Below are 21,066 nucleotides of genomic sequence, written 5' to 3' on the forward strand. Positions count from 1 at the left end.
GTCCGGCAGGCGGCGGCGCGGGAGCCGCGCCCGGCCGCGCTCCCGGGGTGCCGGGGGCGCCCGGCGGCGGAGGCGTGGGCGAAGCGCCCCGGCCACGGCGCGGCGGAGGGGCCGCCTTGCTCGTCGCCGCATCGGCGATGTCACCGGCGTTCGGCGGCAGCGGGCGCCCGGAGGCGGCCGGACCGTCCCCGGGGACGGGCGCGTGCGGAGCGCCGGGCGCACCCCCCGGCGGAGTCGCCGGGACGCCCGGAGCACCGGGGCCCTGCGGGTAGCCGTACGGCACACCCGGCGGCGGGGGCGGAGCTCCCGGGACCGGCGTGCTGCCCGGCGGCGGAGGCGGCGGGGCCCCCTGACCGAACGGACCCGGCGGCGGGGGCGGCGGAGCCCCCTGACCGAACGGACCCGGCGGCGGGGGCGGGGTGCTCCCCGGCGGAGGCGGAGGCGTGCTGGCCTGGGGCGTGCCCGGCGCGCCGGGCACGCCCGGTGCGGCAGGTGCGGCAGGTGCGGCAGGTGTGCCGGTCTCATCCAACGCCGGTGCCACCGCCGTACGCGGAAGCCCGCTGCCACCCGCCATCAGCGCCGTCTTGGCGTCCGGCGCGGCAGCCGGCGGCGTACCGTCGCCGGATTCGCTCAGCGGCGGCGCGAACACCGTCGCGGGAAGCGGCACGGAACGGTCCTCCCCCACATCCGCGTTGGTGTCGGTCCCGGCCCACGGGGTCGCCCCCACCGGCGTACTCGGCACACCGGGCGCAGCCGCCGCGCCCGCCGGTGCCCCGGCCGCACCGGAAGCACCGGAAGCACCGGAAGCACCGGAAGCACCGGAAGCACCAACCGAACCGGCGTCACCAGCGTCACCGGCCTCCGCCCGAGCCGCTGCCGTCGCCGCACCGGCCTCTCCCCGCCGGTCCGGGATCCCCAGCTTGTCCGCCGCCTCCTGCAACCACTCCGGCGGACTGAGCAGGAACGACGTCTGGTTCAGATCCACCCGGGCGGGCGCCGCCGGGGCGGCGGCGGGCTCCGGACGGCCGTACTCCTCCTCGTACCGGCGGATCACCTCGCCCACCGGCAGCGCGGGCCACAACGTGGCCTCGCCGCTGTCCCGGGCGAGGACCAGCCGCTGCCTGCCCCCGTCCGAACGCGGGCCCTGCGCACGGTCCTCGGCCCACACCACGAACCCGAGCTCGAACTCCCGTACCCGCACCTCACGGTGCTGGTACGACGGCACATCACCGTTGATCCACTCTTCGGCGCGCTCCTGCGCCTGCGCGAACGTCACCATCGCCGAGCTCACTCCCCCACGGAAGAGACCGGAACGGCATGCGCGAATCCGCCGTCCACCATCAGGTTCGCCACCGTCTCCAACTCCGGCGGGGAGCCCGCCAGCCGAGACAGGAACGCGTCGAAATCCTCACCGCACGGCAGCAGCAACCGCTCCACCCGCTCCGCCTGCGGCCACGCCGGATCCACGTCCCGCACATCGTCGTACGCGCAGAACCACACCGACCCGAGCCGCTCGCCCTTCACCTTCACCGCGAGCAGACCACCCTGGACGAAACCCACGCACAGGTAGTCCTTGGTCAGATGGTCGCGCAGGCACTTGTTGACGTACACGAGGTCGTTGACCGCCGCCTCCTCACGCACCGTGAAGAACGGCTGGTCGAACAGCAGACCCAGCTCCGCGTCGAGCGCCGTACCCACCGGCGCACACCCGCCCGCCGCCTTCAGGAAGGAGCGGTAGGCGCCCGGCAACCGGTACCCCAGGTCCTCCTCCACCCCCTGCACCTGCTGCTCCGAGACCGCCACACCCGACTTGGGCAGCCGGAAGTGCGCAGGCCGGGTCTCCTCCAACGGCCGCGTGCCCCGCTTCGTCCGGTCGACGTTCGCGCTCGCGATCCCACCGTGGTGGCGCAACAACGCCTTCACCTCGACCGGAACCAGCTCCAGACGCCGGGTACCGACCACGTGGTGCCACGTCCAGCCGTGCGGCGTCGCCACACTCGGCACCGTGTCCCACAGGTCGTGACCGGTCGCCGACAACGCCGCGTTCGCCGAGACGTAGTCCGTCAACCGCAACTCGTCCACGCCGAAACCCTCCGGCGGCTCCGCGATCTGCGCCGCCGCCCGCGCGTACGGCGAGAAGTCGGGGTAACCGCGCTCGTCCACCCGCACGCCTCTGGGGTGACGGGCCGCCCGGACCGGGTCCGGGAAGTGCACGATCTGCCCGGCATAGGCCGCGTTCGGCGGCGCGGCCTGCCCTCCACCCTGGCGGCCGGGTGGTACCCCCAGCCCGAGCCGACCTGTCGTCATGGCGGTTGCCCCCTGCGGCACTCTGTACGACCCGCGACCGGGCGGCTTCCCGCTCCGCCCACCGAGACCCGTATCGACTACAACTCTCCGACGCGTCGACCCAACGCGCCGACCGCGCGAGCGCGGCGTGCCGACAGCCTATGCGGTACGACGACACCGGTCACCGGGCCACCACCCACCGCCCGCGCACGGCCCGACCACCCGCCCCCACCCCTCTCCACCCGACCGTGACCAGGCGTCACCCCGCCGTGACACACCGCCCAGAACCGGGCGTGTCGCACCGCCCCAGCTTTCCCACGGGCCACGCGATTTGGCACTCTGTGTCCCTCGGGGGGATGTTCGGGAGGGGAACGATGATCATGAACGCGACGCAGACGGGACCGCAGACCAGCGCTTCCGGCGACCCGCGGATCGGCTGGAGCAGCAGCGAGGCACCGCACGCGCCCACCCTCCGTCACCGCCGCGACGGCATACTCCCCACCATCGCCGCCGCACTCTCGGTCCGCGGCGCCACCCTCACCGGCACCGCCGCACGCGGCGAGGAACCCCCCGCCCTCCACCCCCTCGTACAGGACTTCCTCGACACCCTCACCAGCGCCCAGCGCGACCGCTTCACCGGCCGCTGCGCCGAGACGATCCTCATCTCACGGCACATCAGCGCCGTCGACGCCACCCGCAGCAAACGCGCCTCGCGCAAACCCATGACCAACGGCGAAGCCCGCAAGGCCCTCAAACAGGCGAAACTCACCGCCCGCCGCATCCGCGAGGACGGCGACCCCCTGCACGGCACCTTCGCCACCCCCTGCCGCGCCTGCACCGCACTCAGCGCCCACTTCGGCGTCTACATCGTCGACCCCGCCGGCAACAAGGCCTGACGGACCCGCACCCACACCCCGCACAAGACGACAGGACGAACGAAGGGCCGATGCAAGCCGACCGCCGCGCCTCCGCCAAGCGCCCCACCCGCCCCTCGGCGAAACCCTCACCCCCGCCCGAACCGGAAGGACCACCCTCCCGCTTCGCCACCCCCGTCGACACCGCCCTGCGCGCCGCCGGCTGGCAACCCGGACGCTGGGACATAAAGCAGGCCGAGACCTGGGCCGACACCCTGCGCGAACACGCCTCCCCGGCCGGCCACCGCCACACCGTCTTCCCCGCCGCCGTCGAAGCCTGGGCGGAATTCGGCGGCCTGCACATCGCCCCCACCGGCCCCGGCCGCCAGATCGCCCCCGCCGCCCTCGACCTGGACCCGCTGCACGGCCTCCACCTCGCCCGCACCCTCGGCGACCTCGGCCGCGCCCTCGGCACCGACGTCTGCCCACTGGGCGCCGAGAGCGACACACAGACCCTGCTCGCCATCGACGCCGAAGGCCGCGCCTACGCCCTGGACCACACCGGCGACTGGTACCTCGGCCCCGACATCGACCACGCCCTGTCCGCCCTCGTCTCCGGCCTGACACCGGTCCGCCTCAGCACCGGCTGAACCCGCCGCACCGCACAGCGGGCGCGAAAGCCGGCGCGGCACGGCCCTACGCCGGAATCACCGCCGACACCCGAAAACCCCCCGCCTCCGTAGGCCCCGACACGAACACACCACCCAGCGCCACGACCCGCTCCTTCATCCCGACCAGACCGTTCCCGCCGGACGGCAACCGCGCCGCCGACGCCGACCCCGGCTCCGGCGGCGGCCCGTTCTCCACCTGCATCGCGATCTCCGAGCCCCGGTGCGCGAGCCGCACCCGCGTCTTCGCACCCGCCGCGTGCTTGTGGACGTTCGTCAGCGCCTCCTGCACCACCCGATACGCCGTCTGCTCGACCTCCGCCCCGTACGGCCGCACCTCACCCTCCACCGACAGATCCACCACCATGCCCGCGGCAGCCGACTGCCCGACCAACTCCTCCAGCTCCGCCAGACACGGCCCCTCCCCACCGCCCCCCGGCTCACCCGCGACACGGGAAGCCGCCGCGGCAGCCGCCACCCCCACCGCGACCAGCGGCACAGCAGCCGACGCCCGCCCCGGCGAAGCGGGCCGCGGACCCTCCCCGCTGCGCAGCACACCCAGCATCTCCCGCAACTCCGTCAACGCCTGCCGCCCCATGTCCCCGACCAGCGCCGCGTTCCGCACGGCCTTCTCCGGATCCTTACGGGCCACCGCCTGCAAAGCCGCGGCATGCACCACCATCAGACTCACCCGGTGCGCCACGACGTCATGCATCTCCCGGGCGATCCGGGTGCGCTCCTCGCTCCGCGCCCACTCCGCACGCTCCTCCGCCCGCTCCGCGAGCAGCTGAAGCTCCCGCTCCAGGCTGTCCGCCCGCTCCCGCAGCGACTCCATCAGCCGCCGCCGGGCACCCACATACAGACCGAGCAGCAGCGGCGGCGCCGTGAGCCCCAGAGAAGTCGTGACCGCGGCGAACGGCACGAACCAGTCACCCAGGGTGAAATCACCCCGCGCCATGTCCTGCCGCACCCGCACGAACGTCACGACCATCGTCCCGACCAGCGACATCCCCGCCAGCGCCCCGATGACCCGCCGCGGCAACTCACACGTGGCGAGCGTATAGAGCCCGACGATCCCCATCAGGAAGCCCATCTGGGCCGGCGTGACAGCGATCGCCACCAGCACGACGGCGATCGGCCACCGCCGCCGGACCAGCAGCACCACCCCGCACAGCAGACCGAAGACGACCCCGGCGGCCGGCGGAATCCCGGCGTCCCGGGCGAACGGCACCCCCTCCGCCGCACACTCCGCCGCCGACGCCAGCGCCAGAGCCCCGTCGAACAGCGCACTGCGCCACCGCGCCCACCACCACGGCCCGGTCACAGCCGTGGCGCGCTCTTCCCCCGTCGTGGTCATGCGTCCAGCCTACGGGCGCGCAACGGTGCTTTTCCGGCGAGTTTCCCGCGCGGGACACCGACCACACTGCGTGATCAACACGTAGCCGATCCGGTCGATTTACCTCGAACTGGTGAACATCCCTTGTTCGACCCCGGAGGCCGCCATTCCGGCCGGACGGTATGCACATGGCACATCCACACGGCAAATACGCCGACTTCGAGGGCCTGCGGGAGCAGGCTGTCGCGCTGCGGCGCGAGGGGTACAGCCTTCGGCAGATCCGGGACGAGCTGGAGATTCACAGTAAGGAGACGCTCCAACGCCTCGTCGAGGGCGAACCCCCTCCGGATTGGACGAAGCGCCCGCGCGCCAAGGACGACATGCGCGAGCGGGCGCGGGAGCTGCGCAGGCAGGGATGGACGTACAACCAGATTCAGGCGGAGCTGGGATGCTCCAAGAGCTCCGTCTCACTGTGGGTGCGGGACCTGCCGAAGCCGGATCCCCAGTGCACGCCCGAAGAACGACGAGCCCGCATGAACGCCGGGCTTGCGCGACTTCGCGCATCACAAAGCTGCGAGCGCGAGGAGACCAAGCAGGCGGCGGCCGCAACAGTGGGCGAGCTCTCCGAGCGCGAGCTGTTTCTCCTGGGCGTGGGCCTGTACTGGGCTGAGGGCACAAAGGACAAACCGCACGCTCGCCGCGAAAGCGTGGAGTTCGTCAACAGTGACTCCGAAATGATCAGAGTCTTCCTCGCCTGGCTGGACCTCCTCGGGGTGCACCGCGACCGGCTGCGCTGCCGAGTCATGATCCACGAAACCGCCGATGTCGATGCGGCTGAGCAGTACTGGGCCAGTCTTGTCGGCGTGGACAGGTCACTCCTGGGCAAGACCGTCCTCAAGAGGCACAAGCCGATGACCGTTCGCAAGAACACAGGCGACACATACCGCGGCTGCTTCGCCATCAAGGTGCGACAGAGCGCCGAGCTGTACCGTCGCATTGAGGGCGCCTGGTACGGCATAGTAGGTGCTGCACTCTCGTCCGGTTCATCGAACCGGACATAGTGGCCATCCCGGGTCGTCTAAGGGCAGGACAGCGTCTTTTGGTGTCGCTTATGGGGGTTCGAGTCCTCCCCCGGGAGCCCAGCCACGGGTCCTGACCCAGACAGGGTCGGGACCCGCTCTCGTCTCCCCCCTCAACCGCCCCGGTATCCTGCGGATGTCCACCTCACCCAAAAGCCGAAGGGCATCCCGTGAGCGCCATTCGCCCGGCAGCCGTCGTCGTCCTCGCAGCGGGTGAGGGCACCCGTATGAAGTCGGCCACACCGAAGGTCCTGCATGAGATCTGCGGCCGTTCCCTGGTCGGTCATGTGCTGGCCGCCGCGCGTGAGTTGAAGCCCGAGAACCTGGTCGTCGTGGTCGGGCACGCGCGGGAGAAGGTGACCGCGCACCTCGCCGAGGCCGACTCCCAGGCGCGTACCGCCGTGCAGGAGAAGCAGAAGGGCACCGGGCACGCGGTCCGGATGGGCCTGGAGGAGCTGGGCGGTGCCGTCGAGGGGACCGTGATCGTGGTCTGCGGGGACACTCCGCTGCTGACCGGTGAGACCCTCGCGAGCCTGGCCGCCGCGCACACCGCCGACGGCAACGCCGTGACGGTGCTGACCGCCGAGGTCCCGGACGCGACCGGGTACGGCCGGATCGTGCGCGACGCCGGCAGCGGTGCGGTGACCGCGATCGTGGAGCACAAGGACGCGAGCGAGGAGCAGCGGGCGATCCGGGAGATCAACTCGGGGGTGTTCGCGTTCGACGGGCGGTTGCTGGCGGAGGCGCTGGGCAAGGTGCGTACGAACAACAGTCAGGGTGAGGAGTACCTGACCGATGTCCTCGGGATCCTGCGGGACGCGGGTCACCGGGTGGGGGCGTGTGTGGCCGGGGATCACCGTGAGATCGCGGGGATCAACAACCGGGTGCAGCTGGCGGAGGCGCGCCGGATTCTGAACGACCGGTTGCTGACGGCCGCGATGCTGGCGGGTGTGACGGTGGTGGATCCGGCGACGACGTGGGTCGATGTGACGGTGACGTTCGAGCAGGACGTGGTCGTGTATCCGGGTACGCAGTTGCACGGGGCGACGCATCTGGCCGAGGGTGCGGAGGTCGGGCCGAATTGCCGGCTGACCGACACCCGGGTGGGTGCGGGGGCGCGGGTGGACAACACGGTGTCCGTGGGGGCCGTGGTGGGTCCGGAGGCGTCGGTGGGTCCGTACGCGTATCTGCGGCCGGGGACGCGTCTTGGTGTGAAGTCCAAGGTGGGTACGTACGTCGAGACGAAGAACGCGCGGATCGGCGAGGGTACGAAGGTGCCGCATCTGTCGTACGTGGGGGACGCGACGATCGGTGAGTACTCGAACATCGGCGCGGCGAGTGTGTTCGTGAACTACGACGGGCAGGACAAGCACCACACCACGGTGGGGGCTCATTGCCGGACGGGTTCGGACAACATGTTTGTGGCTCCTGTCACGATCGGGGACGGTGCCTATACCGCCGCCGGCTCGGTGATCACTCGGGATGTGCCGCCTGGTTCGCTGGCCGTGGCCCGTGGCCAGCAGCGGAATATCGAGGGTTGGGTGGCGCGTAAGCGGCCCGGGAGTGCGGCGGCGAAGGCGGCCGAGGCGGCGTCGCCGAGGGCGGAGAGCGAAGACTGACCGGAAACGGGCGCGTCGAACACGGCGTACCGTGATAAGTGCACATCCGCACCCCACCAGCTGAGACGGCCTCTCGCGCACGGTTGCACGGTTGACGAGGTCTTCTCGACATCCAGCTGCGTACACCCTCTGAGGAGACAGTGCTGTGACCGGGATCAAGACGACCGGCGAGAAGAAGATGATGTTCTTCTCCGGCCGCGCCCACCCCGAGCTTGCCGAGGAAATCGCCCACAAGCTGGGTGTCGGGGTCGTCCCGACGAAGGCCTTCGATTTCGCCAACGGCGAGATCTATGTCCGTTATCAGGAGTCGGCCCGTGGCGCGGACTGTTTCCTGATCCAGAGCCACACCGCTCCGATCAACAAGTGGATCATGGAGCAGTTGATCATGATCGACGCGCTGAAGCGTGCGTCGGCCCGTTCGATCACGGTCATCGTGCCGTTCTACGGTTACGCGCGTCAGGACAAGAAGCACCGCGGGCGTGAACCGATCTCGGCGCGTCTGGTGGCGGATCTGATGAAGACGGCGGGGGCGGACCGGATCCTCACCGTGGATCTGCACACGGACCAGATCCAGGGCTTCTTCGACGGTCCGGTGGACCACCTGTTCGCGTTGCCGCTGCTCGCGGACTACGTGGGTGCGAAGGTGGACCGTGACAAGCTGACCGTGGTCTCGCCGGACGCGGGCCGGGTGCGGGTGGCGGACCGCTGGTGCGACCGGCTGGGTGCGCCGCTGGCGATCGTGCACAAGCGCCGGGACAAGGACGTGGCGAACCAGGTCACCGTGCACGAGGTCGTCGGTGACGTGGAGGGCCGGATCTGTGTCCTGGTGGATGACATGATCGACACGGGTGGCACGATCTGTGCGGCGGCGGACGCGCTGTTCGCGCACGGTGCGGAGGATGTCATCGTGACGGCGACGCACGGTGTGCTGTCGGGTCCGGCGGCGGACCGGCTGAAGAACTCGAAGGTGAGCGAGTTCGTGTTCACGGACACGCTGCCGACGGCGGGTGAGCTGGAGCTGGACAAGATCACGGTGCTGTCGATCGCGCCGACGATCGCGAGTGCGGTGCGTGAGGTGTTCGAGGACGGTTCGGTGACGAGCCTCTTCGACGAGCAGTGATGGACGTCGTGCGGTGATGACCGTCGTGCGGTGATGGCCGTCGGTGTTGTGGTGACGCGGCGAGCGGTGATGATCGACGAGCAGTAACGATCATTCTCGCGGTTCCGGAGATCACCGGAGATCGTTTTGGGTTCGGCCTCCCTTGCCGAGTAGACTGCTTCAGTTGCTCGGCGAGGGAGGCCGTAGCCGTTTTCGGACGGGTACGGCGGTCCGTTATCGACGCGCTCTTCGTAGCAGGCCGTTCGTGTGGCCGGGTGACCACCATCCCCTATTTCTACGAGGAGTGAAGAGCATGTCCGAGGTGAAGATCTCCGCCGAGACGCGTACCGAGTTCGGCAAGGGTGCCGCGCGTCGTGTCCGCCGTGACAACAAGGTTCCCGGTGTGCTGTACGGGCACGGCTCCGAGCCGCTGCACCTGACGCTTCCGGGCCACGAGCTGCTGCTCGCCCTGCGTACGCCGAACGTCCTGATCTCGCTGGACATCGACGGCAAGACCAACGAGCTGGCGATCCCGAAGTCCGTGCAGCGTGACCCGATCAAGGGCTTCCTGGAGCACGTCGACCTGCTGCTGGTCAAGCGTGGCGAGAAGGTCACGGTCGAGATCCCGGTGCACACCGAGGGCGAGCTGGCCCCCGGCGGCAACCTGCTGGAGCACGTCCTGGCCGCGCTGCCGGTCGAGGCCGAGGCCACGCACATCCCGGAGCAGGTCACCGTGTCCGTGGAGGGTCTGGAGGCCGGTGCCTCGATCCACGCCAAGGACATCACCCTGCCGGGCGGCGTGACCCTGGCCGTCGAGGAGGACGCCGTCGTCCTCCAGGTCCTGGCCGCGCAGGCCGAGGAGTCCGCCGCGGGCGAGGAGGGCGAGGGCGAAGAGGCCGCGGAGGCCTGATCCTCTCACCCACCCGCGCAGTTCGCCGGCCGTCGCTTCCTTCTGGGGGCGGCGGTCGGCGCGTATCAAGGAGAGATGGCTGTGACCACCCCGGCGACTTCCGCGAGCGGGCCCTGGCTGATCGTGGGCCTCGGCAATCCCGGACCGGAGTACGCCATGAACCGGCACAACGTCGGTTTCATGGCGGTGGATCTGCTGGCCGACCGCATCGGCGGACGGTTCAAGCGGGCGAGCAAGGCGCAGGCGCAGGTGGTCGAGGGCCGGATCGGTCCGCCCGGTCCGGGCAGCCGCCGTGTCGTGCTGGTGAAGCCGATGTCGTACATGAACCTGTCGGGCGGTCCGGTGAACGCGCTGCGGGACTTCTACAAGGTGCCGCTCGCCAACGTCGTGGCGGTCCACGACGAACTGGACATCGACTACGGCACCCTGCGGCTGAAGCTGGGCGGCGGGGACAACGGGCACAACGGTCTGAAGTCGATGACGAAGGCGATGGGCGCGGACTACCACCGGGTGCGGTTCGGGATCGGGCGTCCGCCGGGCCGGATGCAGGTGGCGGACTACGTGCTGAAGGACTTCTCCTCGGCGGAGCGCAAGGAGCTGGACTACTTCGTGGACCGGGCGGCGGACTCGGTGGAGTGTCTGCTCGCGGAGGGTCTTGAGCGGGCGCAGAGTGCGTACAACTCCTGACTTGTCCCGTGCCCGCACGCCCAGCAGTTGACCGGGTGCAGGGGCATGGCCAATGATCCCGGCCATGCCTGCCGCTGCCAGCGCCCCTCGTTCCCGTCAGGCCCGCGCCTCCCGCCAGGCCCGCCAGGCCTCCCACGCCGCGCTGCGGTTCGGGCGGGTGGCCGCGATGGGGGCGGTCGCGGTGGTGATCCTGGTCGCGGGTGTGTGGGCGTCGTGGAGCAGTGCGCCGTACGTGATGCTGACCAAGGGCCGGGAGCGCGGGAGGGTCGAGGTGACCCGGTGCGGGGACGACATGTGCAGCGGCCCGTACACGCCCGCGTCGGCGGGGTCGGCGGCTCGCCGGGTGGAGATGGCGCACACGGTGGCGGTGCGCAAGGGGCGGACGTACGACGTCGTCGTGAAGCCGGGTACGGACGAGGTGCTGCGCTCGGGTGCGGCGGGGGTCCTGTACGCGTGGGCGCCGCTGGGCGGCGCCCTGCTGCTGGCCTCGGTGGTGGTGGCCGGCGGTCTGCGGCGGGTGCGGGCGGCCTGGGTGCTGGCGGGGGCGGGGATCGCGTTGCTGACGGCGGCGTTCGTGGCGTTGTGAGCCACGGGGCGTGAGGACATGGGGGTGCCCCCGGTTCGGGTGAACCGGGGGCACTGTCGTGTGCGGGCGGTCAGCCGGTGTTGCGCAGGCCGGCCGCGACTCCGTTGACCGTCAGGAGCAGGGCCCGCGAGAGCAGCGGGTCGGCCTCCTGTCCGGCCGCCGCCGCGTCGCGCTGCCGCTTGAGCAGGGCGACCTGGAGGTAGGAGATCGGGTCGAGGTAGGCGTCGCGGATGCCGAAGGTCTGCCTCAGGACGGGCTGGGCGTCGAGGAGTTCGCTCTCGCCGGTGATGCGCAGGACCTCGGCGACGGTGAGTTCGTGCTCGGCCTTGATGACGTCGAAGACGTGCTTGAGCTCGTCGGGCACGAGGGTGTCGACGTAGTGCTGGGCGATGCGCAGGTCGGTCTTGGCGAGGGTCATCTCGACGTTGGAGATGAAGTTGCGGAAGAAGTGCCAGCGCTCGTGCATCTCGTCGAGCACCGTGTCCCCTTCCTGCCGTACGCCCGCCTCGCGCAGGGCCTTCAGGCCGGAGCCGACGCCGAACCAGCCGGGGACGATCTGCCGGGACTGGGTCCAGCCGAACACCCACGGGATGGCGCGCAGGCCGTCGAGCGAGACGCCCGAGCCGGGGCGGCGGGAGGGCCGCGAGCCGAGGTGCAGCTCGGCGAGCTGGTCGACGGGCGTGGAAGCGAGGAAGTACGACGGCAGGTCGGGGTCCTCGACGAGCCGGCGGTAGGCCGCGTGGGCGGCGTCGGAGACGACGTCCATGGCCGCGTCCCAGCGGGCGAGCGCCTCGTCGGACTGGCGGGGCGCGGTGTGCAGGGCGGACGCCTGCAGGGTGGCCGCGACGGTCAGTTCCAGGTTCTCCCGGGCGAGGGAGGGGATGAGGTACTTGTCGGAGATGACCTCGCCCTGCTCGGTGACCTTGATCTCGCCCTCCAGGGTGCCCCAGGGCTGGGCGAGGATGGCGTCGTGGGAGGGGCCGCCGCCGCGGCCGACGGTGCCGCCGCGGCCGTGGAAGAGGCGCAGGCGGACGCCGTAGCGGTGGGCGACGTCGCGCAGCCGGCGCTGGGCCCGGTGGATCTCCCACTGGCTGGTGGTGATGCCGCCGAACTTGGAGGAGTCGGAGTAGCCGAGCATGACCTCCTGGACGTCGCCGCGCAGCGCGACCAGGCGCCGGTAGGACGGGTCGGAGAGCATGTCCTCCAGGATGGTGTCGGCGGCCTTCAGCTCGTCGGTGGTCTCCAGGAGCGGCACGATGCCGATCTTGGCCCAGCCGGCGTGCAGGTCGAGCAGGCCGGCCTCGCGGGCGAGGACGGCGGCGGCGAAGACGTCGTCGGCGCCCTGGCACATGGAGATGATGTAGGACTCGACGACCTCGGGGCCGAAGACGTCCAGGGCGCGCTTGACCGTGCCGAACACGCCGAGGGTCTTGGCGCCGGCCTCGTCGACGGGTGCGGGGGTCGGGGCGAGCGGCCTTCTGGAGCGGAGTTCCTTGGCGAGCAGCTTGGTGCGGTACTCGCGGGGCATGTCGGCGTAGCGCCAGGACTCCTCGCCGAGCCGGTCGAAGAGCTGGCCGAGGGCGTGGTGGTGGGCGTCGGCGTGTTCGCGGACGTCCATGGTGGCGAGCTGGAGGCCGAAGGCGGCCAGGGTGCGGATGGTGCGGCCGAGGCGGCCGTCGGCGAAGAGGGAGCCGCGGTGCTCGCGCAGGGAGTCCTGGATCAGGCGGAGGTCGGCGAGGAGTTCGGCGGTGCCGAGGTAGTCGCGGCCCGCGACGTGCGGGGTGCCCTCGGCCAGGCGCTGCTTGGTGTTGACGAGCTTCTGCCGGATGCAGGTGGCCTTGAGCCGGTAGGGCTCCTCGGCGTTGAGCCGCTTGTAGCGGGGGCTGATTCCGGGCAGGTTGTCCAGGTCCGCCTGGAGGGACTGGAGCAGTTCCTCGGTGGCGCCGCTGTAGCGGATGGAGTTGGACAGGAAGGCGCGCAGCTCGTCGATGGTGTCGAGGGCGTCGTTGATGCCGTGTTCGTGCTGGAGGATCAGCACGTCCCAGGTGACGGCGGGGGTGACGTTGGGGTTGCCGTCGCGGTCGCCGCCGATCCAGGTGCCGAAGGTGAGGGGGCGGGTCTCGTCGGGGAGCTTGACGCCGACGCGCTCGAGTTCGGCGGTGAGGTCCTCCAGGACGTCGCCGACGGCGCCGGCGTGGAGTTCGTCCAGGTAGTAGATGGCGTTGCGGGCCTCGTCGGTGGGTTCGGGGCGGACGACGCGCAGTTCGTCGGTCTGCCAGACGAGGTCGATGTTCTCGGCGAGGCGGGTGTCCAGGCGGCGGCGGTCGGTCTCGACGACCGGGGTCTCCAGGAGGGCGCCGATGCGCCGGAGCTTGTTGAGGACGGAGCGGCGGGCGGCCTCGGTGGGGTGGGCGGTGAAGACCGGCCGTACGTTGAGGTGCTGGACGGTCTGGCGCAGGTGCTCGGGGTCGGCGTCCTTGAGCTGGTCGGCGGTGCGGGCGAGCAGGCCGCCCTCGGCGGCGCGGCGGGCGCGCAGTTCGCGGCCGCGGTGGACCTGTTCGGTGACGTTGGCGAGGTGGAAGTAGGTGGAGAAGGCGCGGACCAGCTTGGCCGCGGTCTCCAGTTCGGTGTCGCGCAGCAGTTCGGCTGCGGCTTCGCCGTCCTCGCGGGTCAGGCGGCGCACCTTCTCGACCAGGTCGAGGAGTTCGGGGCCCTCCTGCCTCACCAGGGTCTCCCCCAGGAGGTCACCCAGTCGGCGGATGTCGGCGCGCAGCTCGCTGCTGGTCGTCGTCTGGTCGTCGGCACTGCTCACAGGTGCGGCTCCTTGCAGTAATCCGGAGTGCGTCGCGCCAGCGACTCCCTGGAAGGGCGGTGGTGGGCGACGGGTGGGCTCTTCTGAGAGGGGACCCGGACGGGTGCCGCGCGGCGGGTGCCGCATACGGGCCGGGCATCCGGGAAGGAATCTTCTTCAGCGGACCGCGCTGTCCGACCGGGACTCAGTCTAGGTCCAGGGTGGGACGCGCAGGCCAGGGGCTCTTGCCGCGCGGCCACGCACTGCCATACTTACGTCGCCGTAGGTTACGGAACCGTAAGGAGCTGGACGGTTGCGCAGCCCCCGGCACCTGTCTCGACCCTCGACCCCACAGGGGACGCCCATGACCACAAGCTCCTCCGATGTGATCGACGACGCCCCGGAGGCGGCCGTCGGCGCGCTGCCCTCCGCCACGCTGGGGGGTGAGCAGAAGCGTTCGATCGAGCAGATCACGCTGCTGCTCTTCATCACCGTCCCGTTCCTGGCGCTGCTGGCGGCCGTGCCGCTGGCGTGGGGGTGGGGGGTGAGCTGGCTGGACCTCGGTCTGCTGGTCTTCTTCTACTTCCTGGGCTGCCACGGCATCACGATCGGCTTCCACCGGCACTTCACGCACGGCTCCTTCAAGGCGAAGCGGCCGTTGAAGATCGCGCTGGCCGTCGCGGGGTCGATGGCGGTGGAGGGCCCGCTGGTGCGGTGGGTCGCCGATCATCGCAGGCACCACAAGTTCTCCGACCACGAGGGCGACCCGCATTCGCCGTGGCGGTACGGAGAGACGGTCCCGGCGCTGATGAAGGGCTTGTGGTGGGCCCACGTGGGCTGGATGTTCGACGAGGAGCAGACCTCGCAGGACAAGTACGCGCCGGATCTGATCAAGGACCCGGCGATGCGGGCGGTCTCGCGCCAGTTCGTGCTGTGGACGGTCGTGTCGTTGGGGCTGCCGCCGCTGGTCGGCGGTCTGGCGACGTTGTCGTGGTGGGGCGCGTTCACCGGCTTGTTCTGGGGTTCGCTCGTCCGGGTGGCTCTGCTGCACCACGTCACCTGGTCGATCAACTCGATCTGTCACGCGGTGGGCAAGCGGCCGTTCAAGTCCCGGGACCGCTCGGGCAACGTGTGGTGGCTGGCGATCCTGTCCTGCGGCGAGTCGTGGCACAACCTGCACCACGCCGACCCGACCTCCGCCCGGCACGGCGTGGAGCGCGGCCAGCTGGACTCCTCCGCGCGGATCATCCGCTGGTTCGAGCAGCTGGGCTGGGCGTACGACGTGCGCTGGCCGTCACGCTCGCGTATCGATTCCCGGCGCAACACCGGCGAAGGCGGCTCCCGGCGCCGGAAGGAAACCGCCGAGGCGGCATGATTGACGCCGTGGCGACCGACTCCAGCACCCCCAGCAATGACAAGCCGCGGCGTGCGCGTCGCACCCGGATGACCGGTGCCGAGCGCCGCCAGCAGCTGTTGGAGATCGGTCGCACCCTGTTCGCCGCGAAGGGTTTCGAGGGCACGTCGGTGGAGGAGATCGCGGCGAAGGCCGGGGTGTCCAAGCCGGTGGTGTACGAGCACTTCGGCGGCAAGGAGGGGCTGTACGCCGTCGTGGTGGACCGCGAGATGCGGCGCCTGCTCGACATGGTGACGGGTTCGCTGACGGCGGGCCATCCGCGGGAGCTGTGCGAGCAGGCGGCCTTCGCCCTGCTGGACTACATCGAGGAGTACACGGACGGCTTCCGCATCCTGGTCCGTGACTCGCCCATCCCGCAGTCCACGGGTTCCTTCGCGTCCCTGATCTCCGACATCGCCACCCAGGTGGAGGACATCCTGGGCCGCGAGTTCAAGTCCCGCGGCTTCGACCCGAAGCTGGCGCCGCTGTACGCGCAGGCCCTGGTCGGCATGGTCGCCCTGACCGGCCAGTGGTGGCTGGACGTGCGCCGCCCGAAGAAGGCGGAGGTCGCCGCCCACCTGGTGAACCTGGCCTGGCACGGCCTGGACGGCCTGGAGCCGAAGCCGCGTCTGATCGGGCACCGGAAGAGCTGAGATCACTCCCTGCGGCGCGGTTCCTGGAAGAGGAACCTGGTGGCCTCACCATGCTCCTGGACACCATCGACAAGCTGGCGGACGATCCCCGCCCGGCGGGGTCGACGCCGTACGGGTCGCCCGATCTGCGCCGCCTGCGCGTCGATGACTACCGGGTCCTGTACGTCATCGAGTCCGACGTCATCCAGATCCTCGTCACCCGCCTGGGCCGCACGCCTTCCTGAGGTCAGCCGACCGGTTCCAGGAACTCCAGCCGGTTGCCCGCCGGGTCCTCGGAGTAGAAGCGGCGGTGGCCGGGGAGGTCCTCGTCCCAGGTGACCGGGGCGCCCCGGGATGTGAGCCGGGCGGCGTACGCCTCGATGCCCGTGACCCGAAGGCCCGGGTGGGCCTTCCTCGCGGGCCTGAAGTCTTCTTCCACGCCCAGGTGGAGCCGGACGGTGCCGGCCTGGAACCAGCAGCCGCCCCGGGCGGCCAGGACGGGCGGCTTGGGGACCTCCGTCATGCCGAGGACACCGGCGTAGTAGGCCCGCAGGGCGTCCTCGCAGCCGGGCGGGGCGGCGAGCTGGACGTGGTCGACGGCCGTGAGCATGGTCTACGCCTCCTTGGTGGCCACCGCGAAGATGCGGCGGAAGGGGAACGGGGTGCCGTGCGGGCCCGCCGGGTAGGCCTCGCGCAGGGCGGTCCGGTACTCGGCGAGGAAGGCGTCGCGGGCGTCGGGGTCGTCGGCGAGCGCGGTGAGGACGGGCCGCAGTCCGGTCCCCTTCACCCAGTCCAGGACCGGGTCCTGGCCGGGCAGCAGATGGACGTACGTCGTCTCCCACACGTCCGCGGTGCAGCCGAGGCCGGTCAGCTGTTCCAGGTACGCCCCGGGCTCCCCGACCGCGTCCTCGTGCCGCAGGGTGTCGCCCAGGCGGTCGCGCCAGCGGGCGGAGTGGGCGAGGGCGCGCATCAGCCGGTGGCTGGGGGCGGAGAAGTTGCCGGGGATCTGGAAGGCGAAGGTGCCGCCGGGCTCGAGCGCGGCGATCCAGTCGGCGAACCGGCCGGTGTGGCCCGGCACCCACTGGAGGGTGGCGTTGCTGACGATCAGGTCGAAGGGCTCGCCGGGCGTCCAGGTGCGGGCGTCGGCGCGGGCGAAGTCGAGGCTGCCTCCCCCCGCGGTGGGACCCGCGTGCTCCACCGTCGCCTTGTCCAGCATCTCGGGCGAGTTGTCGTAGCCGCTGATGCGGGCGGTGGGCCAGCGGTCGGCGAGGAGCACGGTCACGTTGCCGGGGCCGCAGCCGAGGTCGGCGATGCGCGGGGAGGCCGCGGGCAGGTCCGGGACCCGGGCGAGCAGGTCGGTGAAGGGGCGGGCGCGGTGGCCGGCGTGACGCAGGTACTGGGCGGGGTCCCAGGTGGGGCTGTGGATGTCGGGGGCGTGGTCGGCGTGGGTGTGGTCGGCGGGCATGGCGGCCTCCTTGAAGTCCCGTGATCCGCGTGTCCAGCATGCCCGGACACTCTCTTGATTTCAAGATAGTTGGTATCAAGAGACTTCACGTCGACACAACCACTACACTGATCGCATGGAGGACGAGGTCGATCGGCTGGTCGCGGCGTGGCGCCGGGAGCGCCCGGACCTCGACGTGGAACCGCTCGAGGTGCTGAGCCGCGTCAGCAGGCTCGCCCGGCACCTGGACCGCGCCCGCCGGCTGGCCTTCTCCGAGCACAGCCTGGAGCCCTGGGAGTTCGACGTGCTGACCGCGCTGCGCCGCGCGGGCGCGCCCTACCAGCTCTCGCCCGGACAACTGCTCACCCAGACCCTGGTCACCTCGGGCACGATGACCAACCGCATCGACCGGCTGGCGAAGAAGGGCCTGGTGGAACGCCTGCCCGACCCCAGCGACCGGCGGGGCGTGCTGGTCCGCCTCACGGACGAGGGCCGCGACCGCGCGGACCAGTCCCTGTCCGGCCTGCTGGACCAGGAGCGGGCCATCCTCGCCGAACTGTCCACCGCCCAGCGGGCCGAACTCGCCCGGCTGCTACGCCAGTTGACCGCCCCGTTCGACAACATCCCCGGCTGATCCCAGATCCGCCGGTCCCACCCCGGCCCGGCGGGCCAGTGCCACGGCGGCGAGTGTGGAGTGCACGCCGAGCTTGCCCAGCACGTTCTGCATGTGGGTGCGGACGGTGTGCGGGGACAGGTAGAGCCGTTCGGCGACCGCCTTGCGCCCGAGGCCGGCGACCATGCAGCGCAGCACCTCCCGCTCGCGCGGGGTCAGCGACTCCACCAGCCGCTCGCTCTCCGTGCGGTGCTTGCGGGCGGCGGTCAGTTCCCGCAGCACGCCCGTGAGCAGGGCGGGCGGCAGATGGGTCTCGTCGCGCAGCACCCCGCGGATGACGGTGAGCAGCCTCGACAGCGAGCAGTCCTTGGCGACCCAGCCGCAGGCTCCGGCCTGCAGGGCGAGCGCGGCCCGCCGCGGGTCGTCCTTCTCGGCGAGCACCACCGTGCGCACTCCCGGCTGGGTGCCCCGCACCCCGGCCACCAGGGAGATCCCGTCCACGAGCCCGTCGGCGTTGCCCTCCTGGACGGGGACGGCGGCCCGTCCGCCGGGCACGTTGCCGCCGAGGTCCGCGTCGACGAGCAGCACGTCGAAGCGGCGGCCCTCGGCCGCGGCCCGTTCCAGGCAGCGCAGGGCGGCGGGACCGGAGCCGGCCGCGGAGACGTCGACGTCCGGCTCGGCGGCCAGGGCGGCGGCGAGCGACTCGGCGAAGATGCGGTGGTCGTCGACGACCAGGACTCGGACACGAACCACTGAAACCCCCTTCCCCGAGCTCCTTGGCAGAGCAGGGGATTCCCGTCATCGAAGACGGCGACCGGCCTCGTCGAGGAGCCCGGCTGCGCGGGCACGGCGCCCGGGGCCGCCGGACCGCACGGCCGCCGCCATGCGGAACTGCTACCCCCACTTCGGGCGCCGTACCCGGCACTCTCGCCCCCTGATCGGCACCGGCCCCCACCGGTACCGCTCCTCAGAGTACGGCCGGTGGCCGGAGGGGGAAGGGAATTGACAGAACTGACCGACGGGCGCGTTTAGGGTGTGCCGCATGTTCCGTATTGAGGCAGAAGTCGACCAAGAGCGCCGTGATCTGCTCCGCTCCCGCCTCCGTGACACGAACACGGCCGCGTCGCCCGCGCTGGCCGCCCTGCGCAGGACCCCCGCCGCCCGCGAAGTCCCGCTGCACCTGTGGGCCGTGGACGAATCCGGCGGCCTGGGGGGCGGTCTGGTGGGCCACACCTGGGCTCAGTGGCTGCACGTGGCGTACCTGTGGGTGGACGCCCGCCACCGCGGCGCCGGTCTCGGCTCCCACCTCCTGCGCCGCGCCGAACGCATCGCCCGGGACCGCCGCGACTGCACCGCCGCCCGCCTGGAGACCTGGGACTTCCAGGCCCCGGGCTTCTACCGCAGGCACGGCTACAAGGTGGTCTGCGCCATCCCCGACTATCCGCCGGGCATCACGGAGTACACGCTGATCAAGCCGTTGCGGTAAACGCCCGGACGTGCCGGGTCGCGGCTGCGTCTCGCGGACACACCGCGGCGCGCCCGGGTACGGTGAAAACAACACCGCAAAAGGAGCCACGGCCATCATGACCGCACACCTGGCAGACCCCTGCGCGCCGCAACTCCCCCCCATGCGCACCATCGGCGAACTCCGCGCCGCCCTCACCATGGGCTACGGCTTTCCCGGCGACGCCGACGACTTCGAAGCCGAGCTGGCCCGCGAGATCAATCACGCCGATCCCGCCGATCTCAGCGGCGTCGTCCGCCTGGCCGAGGAATTCCGCAGCCGGATCATCGCCCGCCAAGACCCGGTCTTCGACTCCGCGGTCGCCGCTGCCGTGGCCGAGATCCGCGCCGCCCGGGGGACTACTCGGTGACCGGGAATCAGCAATCGGTGATCGCCTAGATCACGCATGCGGCGCGCGTCCGCTGCCAGGCCATCGGCGGAGGCACTCTCGAAGCCGTCGAGGCGTTGCGCGCCGAACTGGAGAAGTCGCCGGCGCTCGGCCGCCCTGCAGGCAGTGCGGCCGACGGCATGCGGCTCTACACGACCCGTCTCGAAGCCACGGACACGCGTCCGGCTCTCACCGTCACCTACGTCTACGACGCGCCGCCACCCGAACCAGGGCTGATCCGGATCGCACTTGTGTCGCCGGTCCGCTTCGCAGGCGGCGGCGCCGGGTTCTGAAACCCCGCGCGGTGTTGCCACGACAGGGGGGCCGGCCCTGGGGGTGCAGCGCCGAGTCACCCGCTCGTCACAGCCGTCGAGACCGCCCGGTGCACCGCCCGTGCCAGCCGGGCGCCCCACAGGGAGCGCGGGCCCGCGAAGGCGTGGGCCAGCTCGCCGGGGGCCGGGGTGCGGGCGGCGACGCAGACCGCGTCCGTGGGGGTGCCGGAGCAGTCGTGGCCGGCCTCCAGGAGGGCTTGGACCTTGGCCTCCGTGGCGGTCGCGACCGCGTTGACCAGGGCCGCGTCGGTCAGGGCCACGGGGACGGCGACGACGATGTTGATCGTGCCCGGCTGGGCGGGGACGGCGGTGCCTTCGGCCGGGGCGGCGGCCCAGCCCCGTACGTCGATGCCCGCGGTGACCAGGGCCTGCGCTCCGCCGTCCGCCGCGCGGGCGTGGCGGGAGACGTCGGCCGCCGTCATCAGGCCGACGCCCGGACCGTCCAGGCCGGCCCCGGCCGCCAGTTCGGCCAGGTGGCGGTCCGGGTCGGTGCGCCGGTAGCCGTGCGGCACCTGGGCGTTGAGGACCCAGCCGCGCGCGCCGATGCCGCCGCCGAGCACCGCGCTGCTGATCATCCGCCACCCCGGGCCCGCCCGCCACAGCAGTGCGTGCAGCCGCTCACCGTCCTCGGCGCGGGTCAGCAGCCGCGCCGCGCACGGGCCGGCGGGCGGGGCGGAGACGGGAGAGGCGGTGGTCACCGGGCGTGGCTCCTTACGAGGGGGAACCGGCCGATCGTACGCGGGAGCGCCCGGGCGTCCGCCGCCCGGCACGTCGCCGTGGCGGAGCCGCCCCGCGGGCCGGGCCGCAGCGGGCCGGGGCGCCGGGCGTCGCGCCCGGTGCCGCCG

The 21,066-nt window shown here is 71.6% G+C and carries 22 protein-coding genes, 1 tRNA gene and 1 pseudogene; 16 read left to right on the plus strand and 8 right to left on the minus strand.

Annotated features, from left to right (window positions below; genetic code table 11):
* A pseudogene (locus ACFC02_RS35225) lies at positions 1–1,279 on the minus strand (hypothetical protein); the annotation flags it as partial.
* A gap of 8 nt (positions 1,280–1,287) precedes the next feature.
* Positions 1,288–2,307, minus strand: coding sequence for an SMI1/KNR4 family protein (locus ACFC02_RS35230; protein WP_376366090.1), 1,020 nt, complete (start codon positions 2,305–2,307; stop codon positions 1,288–1,290).
* A gap of 359 nt (positions 2,308–2,666) precedes the next feature.
* Between ACFC02_RS35230 and ACFC02_RS35235 the strand changes: the two genes are divergently transcribed.
* Together ACFC02_RS35235 and ACFC02_RS35240 are read left to right on the plus strand one after the other, a co-directional pair.
* Positions 2,667–3,182 carry a YwqJ-related putative deaminase gene (locus ACFC02_RS35235; protein WP_376366092.1) on the plus strand — a complete coding sequence of 172 codons (516 nt, stop codon included), beginning with the start codon at positions 2,667–2,669 and terminating at the stop codon, positions 3,180–3,182.
* A gap of 50 nt (positions 3,183–3,232) precedes the next feature.
* Positions 3,233–3,790: an SUKH-3 domain-containing protein gene (locus ACFC02_RS35240; protein WP_376366094.1), complete on the plus strand. Its 558-nt coding sequence runs from the start codon at positions 3,233–3,235 to the stop codon at positions 3,788–3,790.
* A 46-nt stretch (positions 3,791–3,836) separates the two neighbouring features.
* Here ACFC02_RS35240 and ACFC02_RS35245 read toward each other — a convergent pair whose 3' ends face one another.
* Positions 3,837–5,165 carry a sensor histidine kinase gene (locus tag ACFC02_RS35245; RefSeq protein ID WP_376366096.1) on the minus strand — a complete coding sequence of 443 codons (1,329 nt, stop codon included), beginning with the start codon at positions 5,163–5,165 and terminating at the stop codon, positions 3,837–3,839.
* Between the two features lie 167 nt (positions 5,166–5,332).
* Here ACFC02_RS35245 and ACFC02_RS35250 point away from each other — a divergent pair, with 167 nt between their 5' ends.
* From ACFC02_RS35250 to ACFC02_RS35280, 7 genes are all read left to right on the plus strand, one after another.
* Positions 5,333–6,205: a hypothetical protein gene (locus ACFC02_RS35250; RefSeq protein WP_376366097.1), complete on the plus strand. Its 873-nt coding sequence runs from the start codon at positions 5,333–5,335 to the stop codon at positions 6,203–6,205.
* Positions 6,206–6,211: 6 nt separating this feature from the next.
* Positions 6,212–6,282: transfer RNA gene (locus ACFC02_RS35255), tRNA-Gln, on the plus strand.
* A 111-nt stretch (positions 6,283–6,393) separates the two neighbouring features.
* Positions 6,394–7,842 carry a bifunctional UDP-N-acetylglucosamine diphosphorylase/glucosamine-1-phosphate N-acetyltransferase GlmU gene (gene glmU / locus ACFC02_RS35260; protein ID WP_376366099.1) on the plus strand — a complete coding sequence of 483 codons (1,449 nt, stop codon included), beginning with the start codon at positions 6,394–6,396 and terminating at the stop codon, positions 7,840–7,842.
* 145 nt (positions 7,843–7,987) lie between these two features.
* On the plus strand, positions 7,988–8,962 hold the full coding sequence (locus ACFC02_RS35265; RefSeq protein WP_376366101.1) for a ribose-phosphate diphosphokinase: 975 nt from the start codon (positions 7,988–7,990) through the stop codon (positions 8,960–8,962).
* A 292-nt stretch (positions 8,963–9,254) separates the two neighbouring features.
* On the plus strand, positions 9,255–9,851 hold the full coding sequence (locus ACFC02_RS35270; protein WP_376366103.1) for a 50S ribosomal protein L25/general stress protein Ctc: 597 nt from the start codon (positions 9,255–9,257) through the stop codon (positions 9,849–9,851).
* Positions 9,852–9,926: 75 nt separating this feature from the next.
* Positions 9,927–10,538 carry an aminoacyl-tRNA hydrolase gene (gene pth / locus ACFC02_RS35275; protein ID WP_376366105.1) on the plus strand — a complete coding sequence of 204 codons (612 nt, stop codon included), beginning with the start codon at positions 9,927–9,929 and terminating at the stop codon, positions 10,536–10,538.
* Positions 10,539–10,590: 52 nt separating this feature from the next.
* Positions 10,591–11,124 (plus strand): hypothetical protein, encoded by a 534-nt coding sequence (locus tag ACFC02_RS35280; protein ID WP_376366107.1) that lies wholly within the window; start codon positions 10,591–10,593, stop codon positions 11,122–11,124.
* 70 nt (positions 11,125–11,194) lie between these two features.
* On the opposite strand, the gene ppc is transcribed toward ACFC02_RS35280, so the two are convergent.
* Positions 11,195–13,936 carry a phosphoenolpyruvate carboxylase gene (gene ppc, locus ACFC02_RS35285; RefSeq protein ID WP_376366109.1) on the minus strand — a complete coding sequence of 914 codons (2,742 nt, stop codon included), beginning with the start codon at positions 13,934–13,936 and terminating at the stop codon, positions 11,195–11,197.
* Positions 13,937–14,279: 343 nt separating this feature from the next.
* Between ppc and ACFC02_RS35290 the strand changes: the two genes are divergently transcribed.
* The 3 genes from ACFC02_RS35290 to ACFC02_RS35300 are packed head-to-tail and all read left to right on the plus strand — an operon-like array spanning position 14,280 to position 16,185.
* A complete protein-coding gene (locus ACFC02_RS35290) occupies positions 14,280–15,290 on the plus strand; it encodes an acyl-CoA desaturase (protein WP_376366111.1) in 1,011 nt (336 codons plus the stop codon).
* The gene (locus ACFC02_RS35295) at positions 15,287–15,961 is read left to right on the plus strand and encodes a TetR/AcrR family transcriptional regulator (protein WP_037852782.1); all 675 of its coding nucleotides are present in this window, start codon (positions 15,287–15,289) and stop codon (positions 15,959–15,961) included. Before ACFC02_RS35290 ends, ACFC02_RS35295 begins: the two co-directional genes overlap by 4 nt.
* A 50-nt stretch (positions 15,962–16,011) precedes the next feature.
* On the plus strand, positions 16,012–16,185 hold the full coding sequence (locus ACFC02_RS35300; RefSeq protein ID WP_376366114.1) for a type II toxin-antitoxin system RelE/ParE family toxin: 174 nt from the start codon (positions 16,012–16,014) through the stop codon (positions 16,183–16,185).
* A gap of 2 nt (positions 16,186–16,187) precedes the next feature.
* Here the strand turns inward: ACFC02_RS35300 and ACFC02_RS35305 are convergent, their stop codons facing one another.
* Both ACFC02_RS35305 and ACFC02_RS35310 read right to left on the minus strand, forming a co-directional pair.
* The gene (locus tag ACFC02_RS35305) at positions 16,188–16,550 is read right to left on the minus strand and encodes a VOC family protein (RefSeq protein WP_376366116.1); all 363 of its coding nucleotides are present in this window, start codon (positions 16,548–16,550) and stop codon (positions 16,188–16,190) included.
* Positions 16,551–16,553: 3 nt separating this feature from the next.
* Positions 16,554–17,405: a trans-aconitate 2-methyltransferase gene (locus ACFC02_RS35310; protein ID WP_376366118.1), complete on the minus strand. Its 852-nt coding sequence runs from the start codon at positions 17,403–17,405 to the stop codon at positions 16,554–16,556.
* Positions 17,406–17,520: 115 nt separating this feature from the next.
* Here ACFC02_RS35310 and tamR point away from each other — a divergent pair, with 115 nt between their 5' ends.
* Complete coding sequence (gene tamR, locus ACFC02_RS35315) at positions 17,521–18,018, plus strand: MarR family transcriptional regulator TamR (RefSeq protein ID WP_376366120.1); 498 nt, start codon at positions 17,521–17,523, stop codon at positions 18,016–18,018.
* On the opposite strand, the gene ACFC02_RS35320 is transcribed toward tamR, so the two are convergent.
* Positions 17,977–18,750: a response regulator transcription factor gene (locus tag ACFC02_RS35320; RefSeq protein WP_360978033.1), complete on the minus strand. Its 774-nt coding sequence runs from the start codon at positions 18,748–18,750 to the stop codon at positions 17,977–17,979. The two genes, tamR and ACFC02_RS35320, sit on opposite strands and share 42 nt — an antisense overlap.
* 289 nt (positions 18,751–19,039) lie before the next feature.
* Between ACFC02_RS35320 and ACFC02_RS35325 the strand changes: the two genes are divergently transcribed.
* The 3 genes from ACFC02_RS35325 to ACFC02_RS35335 all read left to right on the plus strand — a co-directional run bounded on the left by ACFC02_RS35325 (position 19,040) and on the right by ACFC02_RS35335 (position 20,182).
* Complete coding sequence (locus ACFC02_RS35325) at positions 19,040–19,483, plus strand: GNAT family N-acetyltransferase (protein ID WP_376366123.1); 444 nt, start codon at positions 19,040–19,042, stop codon at positions 19,481–19,483.
* A gap of 97 nt (positions 19,484–19,580) precedes the next feature.
* The gene (locus ACFC02_RS35330) at positions 19,581–19,871 is read left to right on the plus strand and encodes a hypothetical protein (RefSeq protein WP_376366125.1); all 291 of its coding nucleotides are present in this window, start codon (positions 19,581–19,583) and stop codon (positions 19,869–19,871) included.
* Positions 19,872–19,966: 95 nt separating this feature from the next.
* A complete protein-coding gene (locus tag ACFC02_RS35335; RefSeq protein ID WP_376366127.1) occupies positions 19,967–20,182 on the plus strand; it encodes a hypothetical protein in 216 nt (71 codons plus the stop codon).
* Positions 20,183–20,238: 56 nt separating this feature from the next.
* Here the strand turns inward: ACFC02_RS35335 and ACFC02_RS35340 are convergent, their stop codons facing one another.
* A complete protein-coding gene (locus tag ACFC02_RS35340) occupies positions 20,239–20,919 on the minus strand; it encodes an adenosylcobinamide amidohydrolase (RefSeq protein WP_376366129.1) in 681 nt (226 codons plus the stop codon).
* Between the last annotated feature and the right edge of the window lie 147 nt (positions 20,920–21,066).

This window comes from Streptomyces sp. NPDC056160 (genome assembly GCF_042268205.1).
Lineage (GTDB): Bacteria > Actinomycetota > Actinomycetes > Streptomycetales > Streptomycetaceae > Streptomyces.

Coding starts and splice junctions, on each gene's coding strand:
- ACFC02_RS35245 (WP_376366096.1), bottom strand. CDS start 5,165: ATGACCACGACGGGGGAAGAGCGCGCCACGGCTGTGACCGGGCCGTGG.
- ACFC02_RS35280 (WP_376366107.1), top strand. CDS start 10,591: ATGATCCCGGCCATGCCTGCCGCTGCCAGCGCCCCTCGTTCCCGTCAG.
- ACFC02_RS35240 (WP_376366094.1), top strand. CDS start 3,233: ATGCAAGCCGACCGCCGCGCCTCCGCCAAGCGCCCCACCCGCCCCTCG.
- ACFC02_RS35270 (WP_376366103.1), top strand. CDS start 9,255: ATGTCCGAGGTGAAGATCTCCGCCGAGACGCGTACCGAGTTCGGCAAG.
- ACFC02_RS35290 (WP_376366111.1), top strand. CDS start 14,280: ATGACCACAAGCTCCTCCGATGTGATCGACGACGCCCCGGAGGCGGCC.
- ACFC02_RS35295 (WP_037852782.1), top strand. CDS start 15,287: ATGATTGACGCCGTGGCGACCGACTCCAGCACCCCCAGCAATGACAAG.
- ACFC02_RS35250 (WP_376366097.1), top strand. CDS start 5,333: ATGGCACATCCACACGGCAAATACGCCGACTTCGAGGGCCTGCGGGAG.
- ACFC02_RS35310 (WP_376366118.1), bottom strand. CDS start 17,405: ATGCCCGCCGACCACACCCACGCCGACCACGCCCCCGACATCCACAGC.
- ACFC02_RS35325 (WP_376366123.1), top strand. CDS start 19,040: ATGTTCCGTATTGAGGCAGAAGTCGACCAAGAGCGCCGTGATCTGCTC.
- ACFC02_RS35230 (WP_376366090.1), bottom strand. CDS start 2,307: ATGACGACAGGTCGGCTCGGGCTGGGGGTACCACCCGGCCGCCAGGGT.
- ACFC02_RS35235 (WP_376366092.1), top strand. CDS start 2,667: ATGAACGCGACGCAGACGGGACCGCAGACCAGCGCTTCCGGCGACCCG.
- ACFC02_RS35330 (WP_376366125.1), top strand. CDS start 19,581: ATGACCGCACACCTGGCAGACCCCTGCGCGCCGCAACTCCCCCCCATG.
- tamR (WP_376366120.1), top strand. CDS start 17,521: ATGGAGGACGAGGTCGATCGGCTGGTCGCGGCGTGGCGCCGGGAGCGC.
- pth (WP_376366105.1), top strand. CDS start 9,927: ATGGCTGTGACCACCCCGGCGACTTCCGCGAGCGGGCCCTGGCTGATC.
- ACFC02_RS35305 (WP_376366116.1), bottom strand. CDS start 16,550: ATGCTCACGGCCGTCGACCACGTCCAGCTCGCCGCCCCGCCCGGCTGC.
- ACFC02_RS35300 (WP_376366114.1), top strand. CDS start 16,012: ATGCTCCTGGACACCATCGACAAGCTGGCGGACGATCCCCGCCCGGCG.